Annotated in this window: 12 protein-coding genes; 3 read left to right on the top strand and 9 right to left on the bottom strand. The window is 43.1% G+C overall.

Going from position 1 to position 19,975, the window contains the following annotated elements:
• Window positions 1-8 precede the first annotated feature (8 nt).
• The 6 genes from AC622_RS01170 to AC622_RS20455 form a co-directional block, all read right to left on the bottom strand.
• Window positions 9-815 carry an ABC transporter permease gene (locus tag AC622_RS01170; RefSeq protein ID WP_049669402.1) on the bottom strand — a complete coding sequence of 269 codons (807 nt, stop codon included), beginning with the start codon at window positions 813-815 and terminating at the stop codon, window positions 9-11.
• A 40-nt stretch (window positions 816-855) separates the two neighbouring features.
• Window positions 856-2,052 carry a CDP-glycerol glycerophosphotransferase family protein gene (locus tag AC622_RS01165; RefSeq protein ID WP_049669401.1) on the bottom strand — a complete coding sequence of 399 codons (1,197 nt, stop codon included), beginning with the start codon at window positions 2,050-2,052 and terminating at the stop codon, window positions 856-858.
• A 445-nt stretch (window positions 2,053-2,497) separates the two neighbouring features.
• Complete coding sequence (locus AC622_RS20365) at window positions 2,498-5,104, bottom strand: SH3 domain-containing protein (RefSeq protein WP_053103696.1); 2,607 nt, start codon at window positions 5,102-5,104, stop codon at window positions 2,498-2,500.
• A 149-nt stretch (window positions 5,105-5,253) separates the two neighbouring features.
• Window positions 5,254-7,812 carry an SH3 domain-containing protein gene (locus AC622_RS01155; RefSeq protein WP_049669400.1) on the bottom strand — a complete coding sequence of 853 codons (2,559 nt, stop codon included), beginning with the start codon at window positions 7,810-7,812 and terminating at the stop codon, window positions 5,254-5,256.
• Window positions 7,813-8,351: 539 nt separating this feature from the next.
• Window positions 8,352-10,607, bottom strand: coding sequence for an SH3 domain-containing protein (locus AC622_RS01150; RefSeq protein ID WP_156185528.1), 2,256 nt, complete (start codon window positions 10,605-10,607; stop codon window positions 8,352-8,354).
• Window positions 10,608-10,970: 363 nt separating this feature from the next.
• Window positions 10,971-12,920 (bottom strand): M14 family zinc carboxypeptidase, encoded by a 1,950-nt coding sequence (locus tag AC622_RS20455; RefSeq protein ID WP_197089888.1) that lies wholly within the window; start codon window positions 12,918-12,920, stop codon window positions 10,971-10,973.
• A 131-nt stretch (window positions 12,921-13,051) separates the two neighbouring features.
• On the opposite strand from AC622_RS20455, the gene AC622_RS01140 reads away from it, so the two are divergent.
• The 3 genes from AC622_RS01140 (at window position 13,052) to AC622_RS01130 (ending at window position 16,182) form a co-directional block, all read left to right on the top strand.
• Window positions 13,052-13,999, top strand: coding sequence for a nuclease-related domain-containing protein (locus AC622_RS01140; RefSeq protein ID WP_231589569.1), 948 nt, complete (start codon window positions 13,052-13,054; stop codon window positions 13,997-13,999).
• 70 nt (window positions 14,000-14,069) lie between these two features.
• Window positions 14,070-14,807 (top strand): WecB/TagA/CpsF family glycosyltransferase, encoded by a 738-nt coding sequence (locus AC622_RS01135; RefSeq protein ID WP_049669397.1) that lies wholly within the window; start codon window positions 14,070-14,072, stop codon window positions 14,805-14,807.
• Window positions 14,808-15,114: 307 nt separating this feature from the next.
• Window positions 15,115-16,182, top strand: a complete 1,068-nt coding sequence (locus AC622_RS01130) for an MraY family glycosyltransferase (protein ID WP_049672716.1) — start codon at window positions 15,115-15,117, stop codon at window positions 16,180-16,182.
• 752 nt (window positions 16,183-16,934) lie between these two features.
• On the opposite strand, the gene AC622_RS01125 is transcribed toward AC622_RS01130, so the two are convergent.
• From AC622_RS01125 to AC622_RS01115, 3 genes are all read right to left on the bottom strand, one after another.
• Window positions 16,935-17,963 (bottom strand): LCP family protein, encoded by a 1,029-nt coding sequence (locus AC622_RS01125; RefSeq protein WP_049669396.1) that lies wholly within the window; start codon window positions 17,961-17,963, stop codon window positions 16,935-16,937.
• Between the two features lie 173 nt (window positions 17,964-18,136).
• A complete protein-coding gene (locus tag AC622_RS01120; RefSeq protein WP_049669395.1) occupies window positions 18,137-18,727 on the bottom strand; it encodes a class D sortase in 591 nt (196 codons plus the stop codon).
• Window positions 18,728-19,954, bottom strand: a complete 1,227-nt coding sequence (locus tag AC622_RS01115) for a processed acidic surface protein (RefSeq protein WP_049669394.1) — start codon at window positions 19,952-19,954, stop codon at window positions 18,728-18,730.
• Window positions 19,955-19,975: the final 21 nt, after the last annotated feature.

The raw sequence follows: 19,975 nt of genomic DNA, 5'->3' as shown, positions 1-19,975 counted from the left end.
CCCCATTCTTACAAATAATCCACGAAATGATTTCTGAATTTGACATGCAGTACAGATCCGATTAATAACAGGACAAGAGTTAATCCCCAGAAGTAGAGGGTATAATTCAAATTCTCTATAAAGTACCATCCTGTACCAAGCAAGGAGGCTCGGTAGCCCTCCGCAATATAGGTGAGCGGATTAATCTTAATCAGGATCTGCAGTCCATCTGGAAGCCTGGAGCTGTGCCAAATTAATGGAGTGATATAGAAAACCATCCTCATAATCGCTTGGACAACCATTTGGATATCCCGAATAAGCATCGCAAGTGTCGAAGTAATAAGAGTCAAGGCTAATATAAAGACATACACAGCCAACATAAAGTATGGCACCTGGACATAATAAACGGAAATAGGGAATCCCCCAAATTGCAGGATAATCATCACAATGACCAAAATCATGAGATGTTGATACAATTTGGACATGATGACAAAGGACGGAATCGTACTCATCGGGAAACTCATCTTCGCAATCATATTGATTCGCTTATGGATGGACTTCGTTGCTTCCAAAATAGCTGGATTGGCAAAGAACCAAACAACGATCCCAGAGAGCATCCAATAAATGAACGGTATCCCGTCAATATCCTGTCCTCCGCGAATCCCGATACCGAAAATAAGCCAGTAAATACCTATCTGAATCATTGGGTTAATGAATTCCCAGAGAATCCCTAAATAATTATTCGTGTTGGCACTTTTCATTTCAAACATCGCCAACCGCTGTATTAAATAAAATGATTGTATTTGTTCTCGTATTACCTTAAACATTGACTTCATAAGAGTTGAAATTCCTTCCCATGTTGATGCGATTATTCGATTACAGTGCACGCTGTTTTGAAACGATCGGCTTCTGATCGAATAAATAGCTGACCAAGTTCTCACTTGAGTGCCCCTTGGAGTATTTATTCCATTTACGTGAGAATTCTTCTATTTGGTTCATATCAAAATCATTCTGTTTAATTGTGTTAATGATGTCTTCTGTTGTTTTCACAACAGGTCCCGGCACCATCTGTTCATAATTCTCCCATAATCCCCGATCAGCCTCATAGGTATCCAAATCATAGGCAAAGAATATCATCGGTTTGTTTAATAAGGAGTATTCATAAGGAATGGACGAATAATCGGTAATTAAGACATCCGTTACGATTAGCAGCTCATTGATGTCATACTCATTAGAAGAATAATTTAACACGAAGTCTGTATACTTCTTACTGTAATCTTCCGCATGCTTGATTGCCGGATGCAATCGAAGAACCAGTACATAATCATCACTTAATTCCTTATACATCTTATCGAGGTCCATTTCAAGTTTAAAGCGGTCAAGCTCATGATCACGATAAGTCGGTGCATACAAAATAACCTTCTTATTCCATAGCAGCTCATTTTGTTTGGTCATTTCATTGAATATCCGTTCTTTTTCATTCTGGTTATAAAAGAAGTCTGTTCGGGGAATACCAGTTCTAAGAATATTTTCTCCCTTAACCCCAAATGCATTCATGAAATATTGGGCCATCGTATCCGAGCCAACAATAATTTTGCGGAAACGGGAGTATACTTTATGAAAGCGCTCCTGCGCACGTTTGGAGCGATGCTTCACCGAAGAATCCATCAGACCAAACTTTTTGATTGCTCCTGAAGCATGCCATAGCTGTACACATTCCACTTCCGGCTTGAAATGAGTAACCGCAAGAAAACCATAATAATTATCGACAAAAACATATCTGGATGTTGCCAGGTGGTAAGCCATTCTCACCAAATCAATTGGATTAGCACCACCCATATTTACAACGGCAGCATCTTCATAAATTTGAAACCGATTCTGACTATTTCCTTTACATAAAAAAACCACGTCAAAAGAAATATTCTTTCGACGCATTTCTTCATAAACATATTGTGAATTATCACCAAAGGATACGACAAATGTGACTTTATCTTTTAATGGAATCCATTTAAATGTACCAAATAATAATCTAAAAACAAGCAAATACGCTTCTATTAACCATTCTCTAATCATTATTCACCTTACTGATTTCTGACATTAATTGCACCCCGAAGACACCCGTTGTCCTCGGCAAATATATGCCCTCAGATAATCAAATTTTCCTTTCTTCACTCATCCTCGATCACAATGAATCGTTCGTTCATAAGATCACTCAAGGATGATGTTGCGACCTGCTGCTTTAACAGCCTTCTTATTCTCCATTATGAACTCATTGGCAGACAAGCCAATAATCAAATAAGCGGCCAATCAGGATGATCATTCTTCTCTCCTAAGCTAGCTTGCTCGCAAACTGGCAGTTGACCTTTTCCATAGAGTGAGGTAAAACCTCTGCTATATTATATAACTCATCCCTATAAGTTTCAAACCTGCCGAGAAAGGCTTTATTGTTAAATGGTGAAATAATTTACTGTTTATCCTTATATCTATCTATATTGCTGAAGAATGGCTTTCTATGAAATTACCCATTCAACAATCGCAATAGATAGCTTCCTTGGCACCAGCCGACCGTGCCATTGGAAAGCTTCACCTTGTACCAGCCGTTACTTGTTACCGGTACATTGCTCGAATTAAGGACTAAATGAACATACTGATAATTTGAGAGCTTGCCAATAACTGAACCGGATGTGCTTGGTGTCGAGCGCACATTTAAACTGCTCGCACTCACACGCGCCAGATTCTTTACGCTCATATAGCTGGAGTAGCTGCTCATGCTAATCTTGTTCGTATAATACGTCTTGCCGTTATACGTCACACGGAACCAATAATCATTGTATTTTGCGTCTAGGTAGAACGACTTGCCGCTGGTGATGGTTGCAGCAACAGTCGAGGATCCCTTTGTCGAATAAAGCTTAATGGACGTCTTCGCTATCGCTAAAGTCCCGCTCGGGAAGGTATCACTTCCGCTTGGGAAACTAGGGTACGCTGGATAAGTTTTATTAGGTGTCCTGTTCTTCGCTCCCTCTTTGCTAAAGGGGAGGATATTCTCCATATGCTTCGCAATCGATCTTCCCCAATTAGAGTCCGATGCATAGTAAAAGTTCATCCCAGTGCTCAAGCTGTCAATCCTTTTTCCATCTGCGCCCTTCACCGTGTAGCCAAGATACGCTCCTTTATATTTCCAGGAGCTCGGATTTAAATACGTCGCCTTCATCTCTTGAGCAAGATAATTGATGCAGCTTTCAACGGAGGAGAATTTCACCGCACTGACAAAAGGCGAGCTGTCATATGCCCCGAAACCGAATAAATTATTCTTCGCCTTCGCAATCGTTGATTTCCCGTAATTACTCTCATGAATCGCATGGGCAGCCAAATAGAGCGCATTTACCCCATACTTCTTCCCGGCAGCAATAAACGCACTCCCCTTCCCGTACAATACGCTGTTGGAGGAAGTTGTATACTTCGCAATGTACTGATTAATTTGCGCAGCTGTCACCGAGGACTCAGTTCTTAAATCCATCATTAAATAAGACGTGCTTGTCTGCTCAGCGGAAGAAGAGCTGCTTGAAACGAGATAAGAGGCGGATACATAACCAGATACCCCGCCATAGGTCACCTTATACCAGCTGCTATTATACTTTGTCGCCTTAATGGTTGTTCCCTTCGGAATAAACCCGAGTTTTGATGAAGCGGTAGAGGCGGTCTTACGAATATTCAAGTTTGCCGTTGTTACGTAAGATTGAGCAACCTCTCCATCCGTTGAAGTGCCCGTGGAGTTGGTCGTGTCTTTGATCAAATAACTGCCGCTCACCCAACCGGTCAGACCATTATAGTTAACCTTGTACCAACTGCCTAATTTCGCCGTAGCTGTAACGGTCTTTCCCTTTGGAATCATGGTTAAAATATTGCCGCTCAAGGAGGCGGAGGAACGCAAATTTAAATTGGCTGTTGTCTTGTATTTAGTTGCCGCAATGCTCGTCCCAGCAGAGGTCTGCTTTGAAAATTGCTTAATGTTTACATAACCCGTCTTGCTTCCATAGGTTACTTTATACCAATCCCCAATCGTGGATACCGCCTTAACCGTTGCTCCTTTTGGAATGGAGGTAAGCTTTGAATAAGCCGTACCAGCAAAGCTGTAAAGGCTGGTTGCTGTATCCGCCTTATAGGTAGCTGCAGGGATAGACTTTTCCGTCATTTTTTTCACTTGGGTTGATTGAATATAGTAGTAGGAATTATTATATAGCACCCGGTACCACGTGGTGCCCGTACTAGTGACAACCTTTTGCGTAGACTTGAAGACATTCCCGGACTTAATCGAATAAACGACTGTACTTGATGTGCTCGCAGATTTATACAGCTTGCCCGTTCCCGTTGTCGCATAATAGGTAAGACTCGTTGCCGTGGTCGTATTATATGCCTTCAAATACGTACCGCTGACCCAGCCCGTCTTGCCTCCATACGTCACCTTATACCAATTGCCTGACTTCGCCGTTGCCGTTACAACCTTCCCCTTCGGAATGAGGAGGTAGCTGGAACTGCTCGTAGAGGCCTTAGAACGGAGATACAAATTGGCTGTCGTCTTGAACTTTGTTGCCTTGATAGCCGTCTGTGATGATGTATTAGACGAGGAAGACGAGGCCTTGATATATTTGCTGCTAACATACCCCGACTTCGAGCCGTATTTCACCTTATACCAGCTGCCGCTTTTTGAGACATAGGTAACCGTCTTCCCTTTCGGAATCGTCGTGACAATAGCTGAACTTGTGGAAGCCTTTGTACGCAAGTTTAGATTAGCTGTCGTTGTATAGACCTTCGTGACCTTTTTTAAGTACCGCGAGCTTACGTACCCCGTTCTTGTACCATACTGCACTTTATACCAGTCACCAGTCTTTGATATGTAAATGACTTGCTTTCCTTTAGGAATAGTCATTGAAATTTTGCTGCTCATACTACTCTTAGAACGCATATGTAAATTGGCTGTCGTCTCGTAATAGACCGTACTCGCTGCCTCAGCCTTTAAGCCGCCCAGTTTCTCCGGCAGGTCAGATCCATTGCCTAAATATAAGCCTGACGTCACTAGCATGGACGCCGCTATCAGCTTATTTGAAAATGAATTAGTCTCACTCACCTTCGTCCCTCCTCAACTTAAACTATTCTAAAATAGCACTATTATTTTTATTTTCTAATGAATAGCTTATAAAATCAAATTAAAAGGAGGTTATTATTTATATTAAAATAACAAAACCCCCTTTTCTCTAGGAAAAGAGGGTTTTTGTTTTATTTAATCAAATCACGTGCAACATAGGACCCAGATACCCAGCCATTCTTGCCGCTAGGCAGCTTCGCCTGGTACCAGCCATTCTTCTTGACCGGATTTTTGCTTTTATCGAGTACAAGCTCGAAATAGGCATAATTAGAGAGCTTATCAACGATATCATATTGTACACCAGCACCTGAACGGACATTTAAAGAGCCAGTCGTTATGTGAGCCAGATTATACACCTTCATAAACTGATGATAGCTGCTTAAGCCGATGACATTAGTGAAGTAAGATTCCCCCTTGTACTGAATCTTAAACCAATTATCATTCCATTTTTCCAGCAGATGGAAGGTCTCGTCTTTTTTAATCGTTGCTGCCGGTGCTATAGTCGAGTCCTTTGCGGCATAAAGCTTTATGGGGGTGTTCGCAGCTGCCAGTGTACCGGTCGGTAATTTATCCACCCCTATAGGTCTAGCTGGTGATGTCACACTCTTTGTGATCGGCTTTCGTCCGACTGCCTTTTCATTACGATAGGCAAGGATCCTGCTCATATGGGACTCAATCTTAGAGCCCCAGCTAGAATCACTCGCATAATAGAAATTCATGCCCTTACTCAAGCTGTCCACCCGAGCTCCATTGACATTCTTAATCGTGTAACCGAGAACGGGTCCTTTATGTTTCCAGTTTCCGCTAGATAGATAGGTTGCTTTTATTTCTCTCGCAATATACTCGATATTCTCCTCAATGGTCGAAAAACGCATCGCCCCGACAAATGGGGCTAAATCATAGGCGCCAAAGCCGAAAAGATTATTCTTCGCCAATGAGATCACCGAGGTCCCATAGCCACTCTCATGAACCGCATGGGCGGCAAGATACAAAGCATTCACCCCATATTGCTTACCTGCATTTATGAATGCTTGTCCTTTATTCGCAAGGACACTCGGCTTTCCTGTTCGCTTTACATAATCATCAATATATTGATTGATTTGCACAGCTGTCACTGAGGATTCGGTTCTCAAATCGAGTGTCAAATATGAATCCTTTTTGTTCGCCAACTCCCGATAGCGATCATACTCCGCCTTCGTAATCAAATAATGACCGGAGACATAGCCGGTTTGGCCTTTATAGCTCACCTCATACCAGCCGCTCTTCGTTTTATAGGCACTTTTCACGGCCGTATGACTCGGAATATCCACTAATGCCTCTGATGAAGTCGAATCAGATGACCGTAATTTAAACGGGCGGTCAACAATGACATAAAAGACAGCTTCTGTTATTGCCTGCCCGTCCGGCTTGGCTTCAGCAGCAGGTGTCTTGTTCTCGGAATCAGCTGGCTTATTTTCCTGAACCTCTGGCTGTTTCTCTGGCTCTACGGGCTTCGTTATAGTTGGCGCCTTATATGCCTTGAGCAATTTGCCCATCACATAACCCTTCTTGCCATTATGAGTAATCTGATACCAGTCCCCAATTCTGTAAGAAGTCGTAATGACTGTTCCTTTTGCGATCTTGGACAGTTTAGAATGAGCCGTTCCTGCGGCTGAATAAAGATCTGTATCCTGAATCAGCTGATAGCTGGTCTTATTGATGGATGTGGCTTGTTTACGCACAACAGCCGTGCTTTGGATGAAATAATGCTTCTTATTATAAGTGATTCGATACCATGTTTGACCGATGCTGTTCACCACTTTTTGAGTGCTGGTCAGCAGGTAATCCTTCGGCAGTGTATAAGACAGCTTCTTCTTCGTATTCGGATTCTCGTAAATACCGGCAGATTTATTCGTAGAATAATAGGTTGCTGCTGTCGTGGAATAAGCATGGTATTCCTTTATATAATTCTTTACGACCCAGCCTGTTTTCCCGCTGTATGTAACCTTGTACCAATCTCCGAACTTTTCCGTCGCTGTCACCCTCTTCCCCTTCGGAATCGTGATAACATGCTTGCCTTTTGCGGATGCAGTGGAACGCATATGGAGGTTAGCCGTCGTTTGATAGGTTGTGGAAGTGATTTTTGTTGATTTCGCAGTAGTCACTGGAGTGGTCGTTTTCTTTATGTATTTGGAGCTCACATAGCCCGTCTTCGAATGATATTTCACCTTGTACCAGCTGCCGCTCTTGGAGATATACGTAACTTCCTTTCCCTTAGGAATCGTCAGCAGTACGCGGCTCCCCTTAGCTGTTGTTGCCTTTGACCGCATATTCAAGTTAGAGGTCGTCTTATAGACGGTTCTCGTTGCCGCCTCCTTTGGTGCCGATGCAGCCGCTCCCACCTTCTTTAAATAGGTGCGGCTCACATAGCCCGTCTTCGAGCCATACTTCACCTTAAACCAGCTGCCGCTCTTGGAAATATACGTAACCTGCTTCCCCTTCGGAATCGTCATAATGATGCTCTTCTTCGTGCTCGCACCAGATCTCATATTCAGATTCGAAGTCGTCTTATAATAGGTAACCGCAGCTGCCTCTGCATGCAGCCCCCCTAACGAATACCTGTCTCGCTTCCCCTCAGGCCAAATCAGCCCTGTCGATAAAAGCAAGGACATACTAATCGAAACAACCATTACTTTCGACCCACCATTCATTCAACCTTCCCCCTTTTTCTTAAAAATAGCCTTAATAACCCCATCCATAATACTTATAATTCAGCACATTATGTAATTATATGGCATTTATTAGTTAATTTTAACATACTTTTAGACTAGTTGCTTATCATTTTGGTTGATTTTCACTTTTTAAGGTTCAGATTGTCATTACATCCATAATATCGGTAGGAAAATGACAGGATTTAAGATGGTTTGTCATAATGAAGCGGTTTGTTGCGGAGATTAATGAGTGAAAATAGGGAGATATTTTTAAATCTTTAGCGGTGATGAGTGCTTACCCCAAATCTATGATACTTCAGAGGAGTACGCCCCCATATCAAAACGGCGTAATAAAAGAGGTTTTGGAAGAGATTCAAATGAAAAATCCAGATTCCCTTACTAAAAAACTATCAGCTTGTCCATTTTGATCATTTGAGGGCTGAGCAGTCTTCCTTTTGACCGCTAGAGGGTCGATTTTCCCTATCTCTACCTATTTAACAGAGAAAAAACCCGGACAGAGTCCGGGTTCCTCATCTTACTTATTTATTCAATTCACGAATTAGATAGGTGCTGGAGCACCAACCGATTGTACCGTCTTCTAACTTCACTTTGTACCAACTTCCGCTGGTAATAGGTGTGTTACTGGAGTTTACCACTAACTCAACATATTCGAATTTATCGAGTGTGCCGACGATCGTGCCAGTGGTGCTTGCGCTTGAGCGTACGTTCAGTGATGAAGCTGTTACGCGCGCAAGGTTTTTGACGGACATGTAATTATTGTAGCTGCTTAGGCTGATTTTATTTGTATAATAGGTTTTTCCATTATACTTAACCGTTAGCCAGTAATCATTCCATTTCTCAAGAAGATTGAAGGTAGCCCCTTTTGGAATGGTCGCAGCGACCGTGCTTGTGCTTCCTTTTGTGCTGTACAAGCTGATGTTTGCCTTTGCTACGGCGATTATGCCTGTTGGGAATACATCTTTACCGCTTGGATAAGCCGGTCTTGATGGAACTGTCGTATTAGCGGCTTGGTTTTTCGCTCCTTCATTGCTGTAGGAGAGCATGCCGGTCATATGGCTAGCAATCGCATTACCCCAGTTGGAGTCACTCGCATAGTAGAAGTTCATCCCTTTACTTAAGGAATCAATGCGGGTACCATTGACGTTTTTAATCGTATAACCTAAGTAAGCACCTTTATATTTCCAGTTGCTTGGATTTAGATAGGTTGCTTTCATTTCTTGTGCGATAAATTCAATATTACTTTTAATAGTCGAGTATTTAACCGCTCCAACGAATGGCGCCAAGTCGTAGGCACCAAACCCGAATAGATTGTTCTTCGCCATTGATATCGTTGATTTCCCATAGTTACTTTCATGGATAGCATGTGCTGCTAAATACAAGGCATTTACCCCGTATTTTTCCGCTGCGGCAATTATCGTTGCCCCTTGTCCATGTAAAACACTATTAGTGGATGTCGCACTTTTGGCGATATAGGCATCGATTTGAGCTGCTGTTACGGAGGATTTTGTCCGCAAATCTAGGAATATATAATGATCTTGATTGCTTTCATAGCTCTTAATCTTTGCTGCATTTGCCTCCGTAACCAAATAATTTCCGGAAACGAATCCAGTCTTGCCGCTATAGGTCACCTGGAACCAGCCATTTGTTGTCTTATATGTTGTAGAAAGCGTCGTACCTTCAGGAACAGTCCCTAATAACGTAGACGACGATGAATCAGATGCACGTAAATTGAGATTAGAGGTCGTCACATAATTGACCTTTGTAATGGTTGTTCCGCTTGGTAAATCAGGCGGTGTCGTGTTGGTAGATCCTGTGGAGCCTGAGCCTGAAGTAGAACCAGAGTCTGAACTTGCTGTCACTTTAGAGAAATTTTTGATCCATACATAGCCCGTTTTTCCGCCGTAAGTGGTTTTATACCAGTTTCCAATGCGGTAAGTCGTGCTTATCGTAGCACCCTTCGGCACTGTGGTAAGCTTTGTATGTTTCGAACCTGCATAAGAATAAAGAGCTGATGCAGTATTCGCTTTATATGTCAGTTTCGAGAAGGATGAGGCGGTTACCTTGGTCACAAATGTCGATTGAACAAAGTAATTCTTACTCTTGTAGCTAACCCTGTACCAGGTTTCCCCTATACTATTAACAACCTTCTGTGTGGATTGAAAAACATTGTCTGCTGTTATGGAGTAGACAGAGGCTTTCTTTGTATCCGGGGTGGATCGAAGAGTTGCCGTTTTCGTGGTCTTATAGAGCGTTTTAGCTGTCGTTGTGTACTTGTAATACTCTTTCACATATGTACTTTTGACCCACCCAGTCTTCGAACCGTATGTAACCTTATACCAAGACCCTGATTTAGCCGTTGCCGTAACAACTTTACCTTTCGGGATCGTGGTCAAAACAGATCCTGATGTCGATGCTTTTGAACGCAAATTAACATTAGCAGTTGTTTTGAATTTGGTCTTCTTAATGGCTGTTGAAGTCGTTGTGGTGGTCTTCTTAACATATTTTGAACTAACATACCCTGTTTTCGAGCTGTACTTAACCTTATACCAGCTTCCCGAAGTCGAGACATACGTAATCTTCTTCCCTTTCGGAATGGTTAATATTACTGATGAGGAAGTACTCGCGCTCTTACGCAGGTTCAAATTGGCCGTTGTCGTATACGTCGTCACAGTCGCTGCATCGGCTTCTCCACTTAAAGCAGGAATAGATATGCCGCCGGCAAGCATTCCCACTAACAAAAATAGAGACAGCCCGATTATTCTTAGCTGTTTCATTCCACGTCTCAGCAAAAACGAAACACCACTTTCTTTTCTGCCGGATTAAGTTGTAAAAATACCAATCTCTCAATCTCCTTTGCATTTTTTCATTTCTTTACATATTACGAGTAGAAGTTCCACATTTTTGGGGTATTCAGTAAAAATAAAACTCTTTATATAATTATAGTATAATTAATTGTAATTTTACATGTTATAAAATTATTTTACCCTCCAGAGAAGGAATAAGGAAAAAACGAGATATAGAGATACTTTTGCCTATTTTTTGCTGAAAGTCCGCTGACTTCTATCATTTACTACGAAAACTCCACCCATGAAATGAAAAAAATAGATGGAGATCTCTCTCCATCTATCCAACAGGCTTTATTCAGTTACTTCACCCTCAACTGCTTCAGTAGTTTCCGATGCTGCCGGTGTTTCCTCAGCAGGAACTACTTCCGTTTCTTCTTTTGTTTGCTCCGGCTCATTAGCTTCAGTTGCCGGCGTTGTTGCAGCTGGTTCCTCTTTGACCTCTGGCTCAACGGATGGCTCTGCCTCCGTTTGCGGCACAAGTTCGGCAGCAGGTTCAGCAGGCGGTGCTAAGGCAGCCTCAATCTGCTTAACAAGCATTTGCTTCCAATCATTTAAGCTCTTTTCATAATCCTTGTAGGTTGGATAACGTTTCGAATCGGCTTTCAGCTTTTTCGATTTGTCCTCCAAAGCTTTGAGTTTGTCCAGATTCTTTTTGGCTTCCTCGTATTTCTTGTCTTTCACTTGTTTGTCCATCACAATCAGCAAATTGACGCGATCTTTTTCATACTGGTTATTCTGTCTGGTATTCTCAGCTGGCGTGATATATTTCGCCTTAAAGAGGGCACGGACTTCAGGCGTGTAGACAGAGTTAATTTTCTTATTCATGTTTGTAATCGATTTTTGTAAGGTTGTGTATTTTGTATTGATATTTGTGTCAGCCTTGCCTGCTTTCATGTAATTAATCATGGCTGTTTGATTTTTTTGCAGGGTCGTTCCTTCTTTCACTGCATTCATGAAGGCTAGGGAACGTTTTTTATGGGTCTTCATACTGTCGATGTCAGCCTTGATTCCCTTTGTATATTTAGAAGGGAGTGTGTTCACTTTCTTCTCAAGGGCTGTGATATCCTTCACGACTGTATTATAAAGACTTTGATGAGCACTCGTCACTTTCACATCAGCTGTTTTCTTAATATTTGTTGCATAATAGTTTCTCAGCTTAGCGGCATTCTTCTTCTTCGCTGCGGAGTCCTTCTTCACTTGATCGGCAGCCTTCTTATCACGCGCATCCTTCAGCTTAATGCTTTCCTGGGCCGCATATAGGCTGACCGCTTTATTTTGGCTCCATACACGCGACCAAGCAGAAAGCGGCAATTCCGTTTCCACAACATACTTCCCAATCTCAGGTGTGAATCCAGGCTTTTTCTTCTTCTCAATGAACCAATCCGTGAATCCGCCGCCAGATGGGTTCGGACCAGGATACACAAGCGAATAGCCTGTCATGCTGCCAATTTTCTTTGCATAGACGAGGTCACGCTTTTTGTTGGTCGCATTTTGTTTATAATTCCAGTAGAGAATCTCCCCGCTTGAATGATAGGCAATGGCCATTTCAGGTTTGATTTCATTGACGAAGGAGACAATGGCTTTCACTTCCTTCGCGCTTTCAGGAGTCTTGCCTTTGTAGTTTTTGTAGCTTGGTGATTTTGGAGAATTCTTGATTGCACTCCAGCCGGCATTGTATTGCCTGTTCAGGTCAACCCCCTTCGCATTAGCCTTCCAACGCTTGAAGTTTTTGCTGCCGTTATTCATTTTAATTAATGAACTGTGCGTGCTTTTCGGAAAAGCATTCAGCCCCTGCTGCTGCAAAGTGACTCCATCTGGATTAACCATTGGCACGAACCATAGAGTTGAAGAGTTCAAGAGACTTTTCACATTATAGCCGCCAATTTTCTTGTTTCCTTTGTAGGCTGCAGCATACTGATCGATCAATTCCATATTCAAGCTTGTCGTCATCCATTCCCGCGCATGGTGAGAACCATTGATGAAGACTTTCGCGGAACCTTTCCCAAGTCCAACCGCATAAATATTGCGGCCATATTCTGACTTGCCAATTGTCTTAAACTTAACAATATCCGGGTATTGCTGCTGCAGCTCCTTAATATCCTTGCCGAGCTGTGTGTATGTATATTTCTTACTTGGGTCAACAAATGACTTTGCTGCCGCATTTCCCCCTGTTGGCAGGAATGCCATAATGACCATAACAGCCAAAATAAATACCCCATACCTCAATCGATTCCCTTTCAAAAATGTTGTACCTCCCCACTATTCGCTAAACTTACAAAATAAAGTATATAATATTTTTTATGTTAAAAATGTTAAAAATATAATAAATTCACATTATACTGGAAATAGCCAAAGGAGGTCTGCCCGTGATTATGAAAGAACGCGGTATCCCGCTTGCGATCCAAACGCTCGAAGCATTGGCACGGCGGCTGCCGCTGCATCATCCATCGTACGAAATAATAAAATCCAATTTAGCTAAAGATAAGGCCGGTCTTCGCGGAGAGCAATCACTTGATTACTATTTGCAGGAGCTAGACCAGGAGTCATTCGGTATCTTCCATGACATTCGACTCACCTCAAGCAACTATCCCTTCCAAATGGACACCCTCATCCTCACCAATCATTTCGCCCTCATCATTGAAGTCAAGAACATATCCGGCACCCTTCATTTCGATCAAAAGTTTAATCAGCTCATCCGTGTCTCCCAGGACGGACGCGAGAAAGGCTTCCCAGACCCATTCTCTCAAGTCAGCCAGCAGCAAAAACGGCTCCAAGACTGGCTCAACAAAGAAAAGCTTCCGCTCATCCCGATTGAAACCTTAATTGTCATGGCCAATCCAACCACAATCATTAAAGCCAACTCCAGTCTAAGCACCCAAAAGCTCTGCCATGCCAACCGCCTCCCTGATAAGATTCGTATCTTCGAAAACCAGTATAAACAAGAGGTCTTAAGCACAAAGAACAGAAGAAAGCTTCAAAAAACGATACTCAAAAAATGGGTGCCCGCAAATATAGATGTTACAAAGCGATACAACATCACAAAGGCAGACATCCAGCCAGGCGTCATCTGCCCAAGCTGCTCGTCCTCCCCAATGGCCCGTATCCATGGCGCCTGGTCCTGCCGACATTGCGGCACAGCCTCAAAGGAAGCACATCTCCAAGCAATTGAGGACTACTTCCTCCTCATCTCCCCTGCTATTACAAATGGCGAGCTCCACCGCTTTCTCGGACTGGAGTCCCGCTATACGGCTAAGCGCCTACTTGCGCACTTGCCTTCATCTGGCATGAAGAAAACCACCACCTATTCCCTTCCTCGCTGACAATCCCTTTTGCTTTTACAAGTCAATCAAGTAAAATGGATAAAGGAGTTCTATTTCGAAGGAGATTTATATGCAGAAGAATGTAATAGATATACAGGGCATCCCTTTTTACTCCACGACCATGATGGATTTTGTCCATCATGAACTGAAGTCCCGTATTGATGAGGAGAAGCAAACCTTTATCGTGACGGCCAATCCGGAGATTGTGGAATATGCCCGAGTCCATGAAGATTACCGCAGCATGATTTTACAAGCCGACTATATCGTCCCAGATGGTGTCGGCATTATCATTGCTTCTAAAATAATGAACAAGCCGCTCAAGGAACGGGTGACCGGCTTTGATATGATGCATGAATTTTTCAAAATGGAGACAAAGCGGCCTTTACGTGTCTATATGCTGGGGGCTGAAGAGGAGGTCATCCAGAAGGCAGCCAAGAAAGTGAAGGAGATGTATCCTTCTGTTGAACTTGTTGGCTTCCATAATGGCTTCTTCGATCTCGAGGATGAAGAGATGGCTGAAGGAATTGCAGCACTCGAGCCAGATATTATCCTACTTGGAATGGGATTCCCGCGCCAAGAAAAGTGGATCATGAAGTATCGGGCGAAATTCAGAAAAGGTGTATTTATCGGCATCGGCGGCAGCTTTGACGTGCTCGCCGGAAAGCTGAACCGTGCACCTGATATGTGGATTAAGCTGAACATTGAATGGCTCTACCGTCTTATCCAGCAGCCAAGCCGCTGGAAGCGGATGATTGTACTGCCTGTCTTCCTGCTTAGAGTGATTAAGCAGAAAATCACGAAATCTTGAATGATTGATGACTTTTTCGCATACCCTAATCTGGTTTGCAGAAAAGTCATCTTTTCTGTTTCGACAGAACGTGTTAATATTAACCAAATACCATTTGCAAGATTCATCATGAAACGAGATAGCAAGCTTCGTATTTTGGTAGTATTTGTTAAAAATAAATGAGGATTTTATTTTTTAGTAGTCTATTTTAGTCAAAGAGTATATAATTTATAGTTGAGATTGAGATGTGCAGGTTATCACAACACTGTTATGTTTCATAAATACTTGTCTTGGGTAAGTATAATCCAGACATCAAAAGAGGGTGGATATATTGTATCTAATCGCAGCTTTTCTAGTTGCCGTCGTAATGACTATACTCTTCACCCCATATGTTATTAAATTGGCGCATAAAATCGGTGCAACTGATTCACCTAATAAACGCAAAGTACATTCCAAGATAATGCCAAGCATGGGCGGACTAGCTATTTTCTTGAGCTTCATCATCACGGTGTCCATCTTTATGCCGGGGCTGTCCAGCTCCCGGACATACACGTCCATCATTGTTGGCGCGACACTTATCATCATTCTAGGAATCTTTGATGATAAATTCGAATTAAGCGCGAAGGTCAAATTCTTGGGGCAGATTGTTGCGGCACTGATTATTGTAGTCGGCGGTAATATCCAGGTGAACTTCATTAACACACCTTTCGGCGACCCGATCTATTTCGGTTACTTAGCTATTCCGCTAACCGTGATTTGGATTGTCGGGATTACCAATGCAATCAATTTAATCGATGGGCTTGACGGGTTAGCAGCTGGCGTTTCAACCATTGCTTTGTTGACCATTGCCGGCATGGCCGTTTTCAAGATCGGCGATATGTTCGTTGCCTTGATTGCCTTAGTCTTGGCTGGCAGCACATTAGGCTTCCTAAGATTTAACTTCTTCCCAGCGAAGATCTTCATGGGAGATACAGGCGCCATGTTCCTTGGATTCATGATTGCCGTATTATCCCTGCTCGGATTCAAAAACGTTACCGTGATTTCCTTGATTATCCCAATCGTCATTCTCGGTGTACCAATCTCAGATACATTCTACGCAATTGTGCGCAGGGTCCTTCACAAAAAGCCCCTGTCTGCACCAGATAAATCACATTTGCATCACTGCTTATTACGCCTAGGCTACTCTCATCGCAAAACGGTCCTCTTGATCTACGCGATGGCCGCATCATTCGGCGTAGCAGCGTTCATCTTCTCCATGGCAACCCTATGGGGCGCAATCTTCCTGATTGCCGTACTTCTGATTGCCCTTGAGATCCTGGTCGAACGTATCGGATTGCTCGGCGAAGACTATCGCCCGCTTCACAAATTATTAGTACATGTAAGAAATCGTCCATAAATAAGATTAGATAGCTGCCTCCCTGTTGGGACGGCAGCTTTTTTGTGGGGTTCCGAAGAATTCGGAACCCCGTTTTGAACGGGGATTCAAAGCTAGGTTTTGAAATGCTCGGATAGGGAATGGTTTTGGTTTAGGATGTGTCGGCGCGGGGTGAATTATGTATGGGTGGTTGATTAATGAGGAGCTTGTTTTGAGGAGTGTCAAATCAGATTTCTAATCAGGGCTATCTTTGGCTTGGGAGTTTCGCCCTTAAACCTGGATTCCAGGCTTTCTCACAGCAAAAGGAAGACTACTCTGCCCTCAAATGGTCAAAACAGACAAGCTGACGGTCTTTTTGGGAAGAAATCTAGATTTTTTCAGCTGATTATCTTCTTTAACCTCTTCTATTACGCCGTTTTGATTTGGATGCTTACTCTGGGAAGGGGCAATTTCCTAACCAGGGCTTTCTATGACATGCCAATTCGCCCTTACTTCTGAATAAACGCCGCCATACGGCTTGGATTTCGCCCTTAAACCTGGAATTCAGGCCTTCTCACAGCCAAAAGGAAGACTACTCTGCCCTCAAATGATCAAAACAGACAAGCTGACGGTCTTTTTGGGAAGAAATCCGGTTTTTTTCATAAAAATCTTTCAAAAACCTCTTCCATTACGCCATTTTGATTTGCACGCTTACTCCGAGGAAAACAAAGTTACAGATTCCCCATAAAAAAACAGGCAGAGAGCCTCAGCTCCCTGCCTGTCCTTCATCTATTTTATTCAATCTCGCTGCTGCCAGCGTATTCGTCTGTTGTAGAAGTATCTGTGCTGGAATCAGCTGTTTTGTTTACGTCCATGTGGACTTGCAGCTCTTCAATCGTAGAGGCTAGGTTGGCTTCATCAAGCTGGTAGTAGTATACGTTGTTGATGTAGGAATCTGAGCCCTTGAGATTGAGTGATTCGATGCTTAGATCACTTGCCATGACGTAGTTCGTGAAGCCTTTCATTTCAGCGAAGGTCATGTTTGTTTTCATATTTTTGCCGATGCCTTGGATGACATTGGCATATTTCGTGATGGATGAAGCGGATGAAGCTTTTTCTACAATAGCTTGAATGAGCTGTTGCTGGCGTTTTCCGCGTTCGATATCACTGTCTTTCTTTCTTGTACGGGCGAAGGCGAGTGCTTCTTCTCCGTCAAGTGTTTGTGTGCCTTCTTCGATGGTGATGGCACCTGCTTTGTCTTTGGAGTTTTGCTCAGAGAATGTATAGGGAACATCCACTGTGATTCCGCCAAGGGCATCAACAACATCAACAAATGCATTGAAATTCATTTTGACATAATAGTCTACTGGGACTTGGAGAAGGTTCTCGACAGTGTTAATAGTGTATTCCACTCCGCCGTATGCGTGGGCATGGGTAATCTTCGAGTACGTACCCTTGTCAGGGATATATACATAGGAGTCACGCGGGATACTTAACAATTTGACGGTCTTGTCATCATCATTAAATGTGGCAAGCAATAATGCGTCAGTACGGGAGCCCTTTCCGCTGTTACGAACATCACTGTCATCGACACCCATGAATAGAACGGATACATTGTCATCTGCCGGGTTTACAGCGCGCTCGCTGACGGTTGAACCATCATAGGAATCCTTTAAAACATCTGATGCTGTATAGTATAGGTATGCGGCGTATCCACCAACGGCTAAGATGAGCGTTAAGATAGGTAATACAATAAATGCTACGATTCGACGTCTTCTTATCTTTTTACGCCTTTTAATGCGTTCTGCCTGCCTGTTTTGCATATTGTTCTCCTTTATTCTATAGTAAAAAGGTTTTTGTTTGATTCCTTAGTATCAGTATCCATTCTACCCCTTTTCGCACGCCCCGTAAATTTTTTTTTTACTTCAGAATAACTTGTTATTCCCATGCCTATAAGAAAAGCCACTTAAACATCATGATTAAGTGGCTCTTTCTCTTATTCATCTATTAATGTAGCTACCAGAATGTACCGGTCCGGTGCATCCCCAATATAGTCAAAGGGATAGCAGGTAGTGACGGTCAAGGTAGCGCGCGGCTTTGGTACGATGACGGTGCGGTCATCCGCATCGACAATCCGCACTTGCCTTACCTTATACGTAAATTTCCCCGCCGTGGTTTTCACCACGAGCTTATCACCGACCCCGACCTCGCCAAGCCGGCGAAAGACGGTATCACGGTGTCCTGAGAGAACCGAGTTATCCTTCTCCCCTGGAAGGACGCTGTTTGCATAATGGCCGACGCCCCTCTCAAGCTCGTCCTCATCCGTTCCCTCGACAATCGGCAGGCTGGCAGAGATCTTCGGGATAATCAATTCACCGAACGTCTCTCCCATGCCCGGATATTCACTGTACAGTTCTTCTTGTTCGGCTTCTTTCGGTGCCTCTTTTGGCTCAGGCTTTTCTTCCTTTACTTTCACCTCAGGCACATCAGCCTGTACAAAGAAGGGTATGCTATTTTTGACGACCAGACCAAGTCCCGTGAGGATGAGCAAGATGGACAACACTAGGGTTAATCTGGCTTTGCTCATTTAAGCGGACTTCCTTTTACGATAGACAAGCATGCCTGCTCCAAGACCAGCGATGGCAGCGCCAAGCAGAATGCCTTCTGTGTAGTTGCCGGCTGTATTAGGCAATTTACCGCCGTTTTCCGTTTTCGTTACCTTCTTTACTGGTTTTACCGTTTTAACTGGCTTCTTGACCGGATTTTTCTTTTCTTCTTTCACTTCGGTGATTGGTTTGATTACCTTGCCGACCTCTCCTTTAATGACGTCAGAACCGAAGAGCTCTGCTGTGAAGAGCAGGTCTGCAAGGAATTCACCTTGAAGATTATACAGCTCGATAAGCAGGTCCGCGTCATTAGTCGTTTCGAGGTGCATCAGCTCGTTTAAGGTGATTGGCTGCTTAGAATCCCCTTTGACAAGATAGTACTTCGCATTCAACTGGAAGATATTCAAGATTTCGTTAAAAACAGACACGATTTCATTCATTTGCGCTTCTGTCAGGTCATCAGAACTCTCGAAGTCAGGCAATTGATTGACGCGGTCCTCAAGAGCGAACAGACGGTCAAGAATCGTCTCGTCTTCCTCCGCTATACGCATGAAATGCTCAAACAGTCTCTCTAATTCTTCTTCAGTAAGACCAATTTCTGCGAAGTCGCCGGCGATTTCGCTAAGCAAATCCTCCATAAATTCTTCATCATCATAAAAATAATCCATTAAGAATAAATCCAAATCTTCAATATACGTAAAGTTTACTAAGCTTTCACCCATCTCATCCAAGATGGCATTCAGCTCTTCGCGCGTGATTTCGTAATCATCGAGAAGCGCCTGCAAATTCTCATCTGTGATTGGCGTCAGATCTGGAGATTGGTAATAATCGAGATGCATATCAAGCGCATTGATATAAATGAAGGTCTCTTCTAATGTACTGCCCTCTTCCATGTCGCCATACTCAATCAATTCATCGATCAGCTCCTGCTTGCTCCCATATCCATAGGAAACAATCAGCTCTTCGACATTCTTATTCGTAATCCTCGCTCCAAGAATTTCTTTCAGTTCATCCACAGTCTTGACGTCAGAAAGCTCTTCAAGAAAATAATATTCATAAAAGTCCTCAAACTCTTCTACACTTGTGAAGCCCTCTTCCTGAACAAATGCCTTCAGTGCAGCTTCGTCTGTTACGGCAAATCCAACTGCCGGCTTCAAGTACGTAAACAGCATCAATCCCACAACTAGCAACAACCATTTCTGTTTCATTACATATCCCCCTGAATAATG

This window comes from Bacillus sp. FJAT-27916 (assembly GCF_001183965.1).
Taxonomy (GTDB): domain Bacteria; phylum Bacillota; class Bacilli; order Bacillales; family Pradoshiaceae; genus Pradoshia.
This window is presented reverse-complemented; position numbering and strand designations above follow the sequence as displayed.

Bases quoted from the DNA above. Each gene is read 5' to 3' on its own strand.
- AC622_RS01125 (WP_049669396.1), bottom strand. From the start codon at position 17,963: ATGCAAAACAGGCAGGCAGAACGCATTAAAAGGCGTAAAAAGATAAGA.
- AC622_RS01165 (WP_049669401.1), bottom strand. From the start codon at position 2,052: ATGATTAGAGAATGGTTAATAGAAGCGTATTTGCTTGTTTTTAGATTA.
- AC622_RS01140 (WP_231589569.1), top strand. From the start codon at position 13,052: ATGAAAGAACGCGGTATCCCGCTTGCGATCCAAACGCTCGAAGCATTG.
- AC622_RS01150 (WP_156185528.1), bottom strand. From the start codon at position 10,607: ATGAAACAGCTAAGAATAATCGGGCTGTCTCTATTTTTGTTAGTGGGA.
- AC622_RS01135 (WP_049669397.1), top strand. From the start codon at position 14,070: ATGCAGAAGAATGTAATAGATATACAGGGCATCCCTTTTTACTCCACG.
- AC622_RS01155 (WP_049669400.1), bottom strand. From the start codon at position 7,812: ATGAATGGTGGGTCGAAAGTAATGGTTGTTTCGATTAGTATGTCCTTG.
- AC622_RS01170 (WP_049669402.1), bottom strand. From the start codon at position 815: ATGAAGTCAATGTTTAAGGTAATACGAGAACAAATACAATCATTTTAT.
- AC622_RS01115 (WP_049669394.1), bottom strand. From the start codon at position 19,954: ATGAAACAGAAATGGTTGTTGCTAGTTGTGGGATTGATGCTGTTTACG.
- AC622_RS01120 (WP_049669395.1), bottom strand. From the start codon at position 18,727: ATGAGCAAAGCCAGATTAACCCTAGTGTTGTCCATCTTGCTCATCCTC.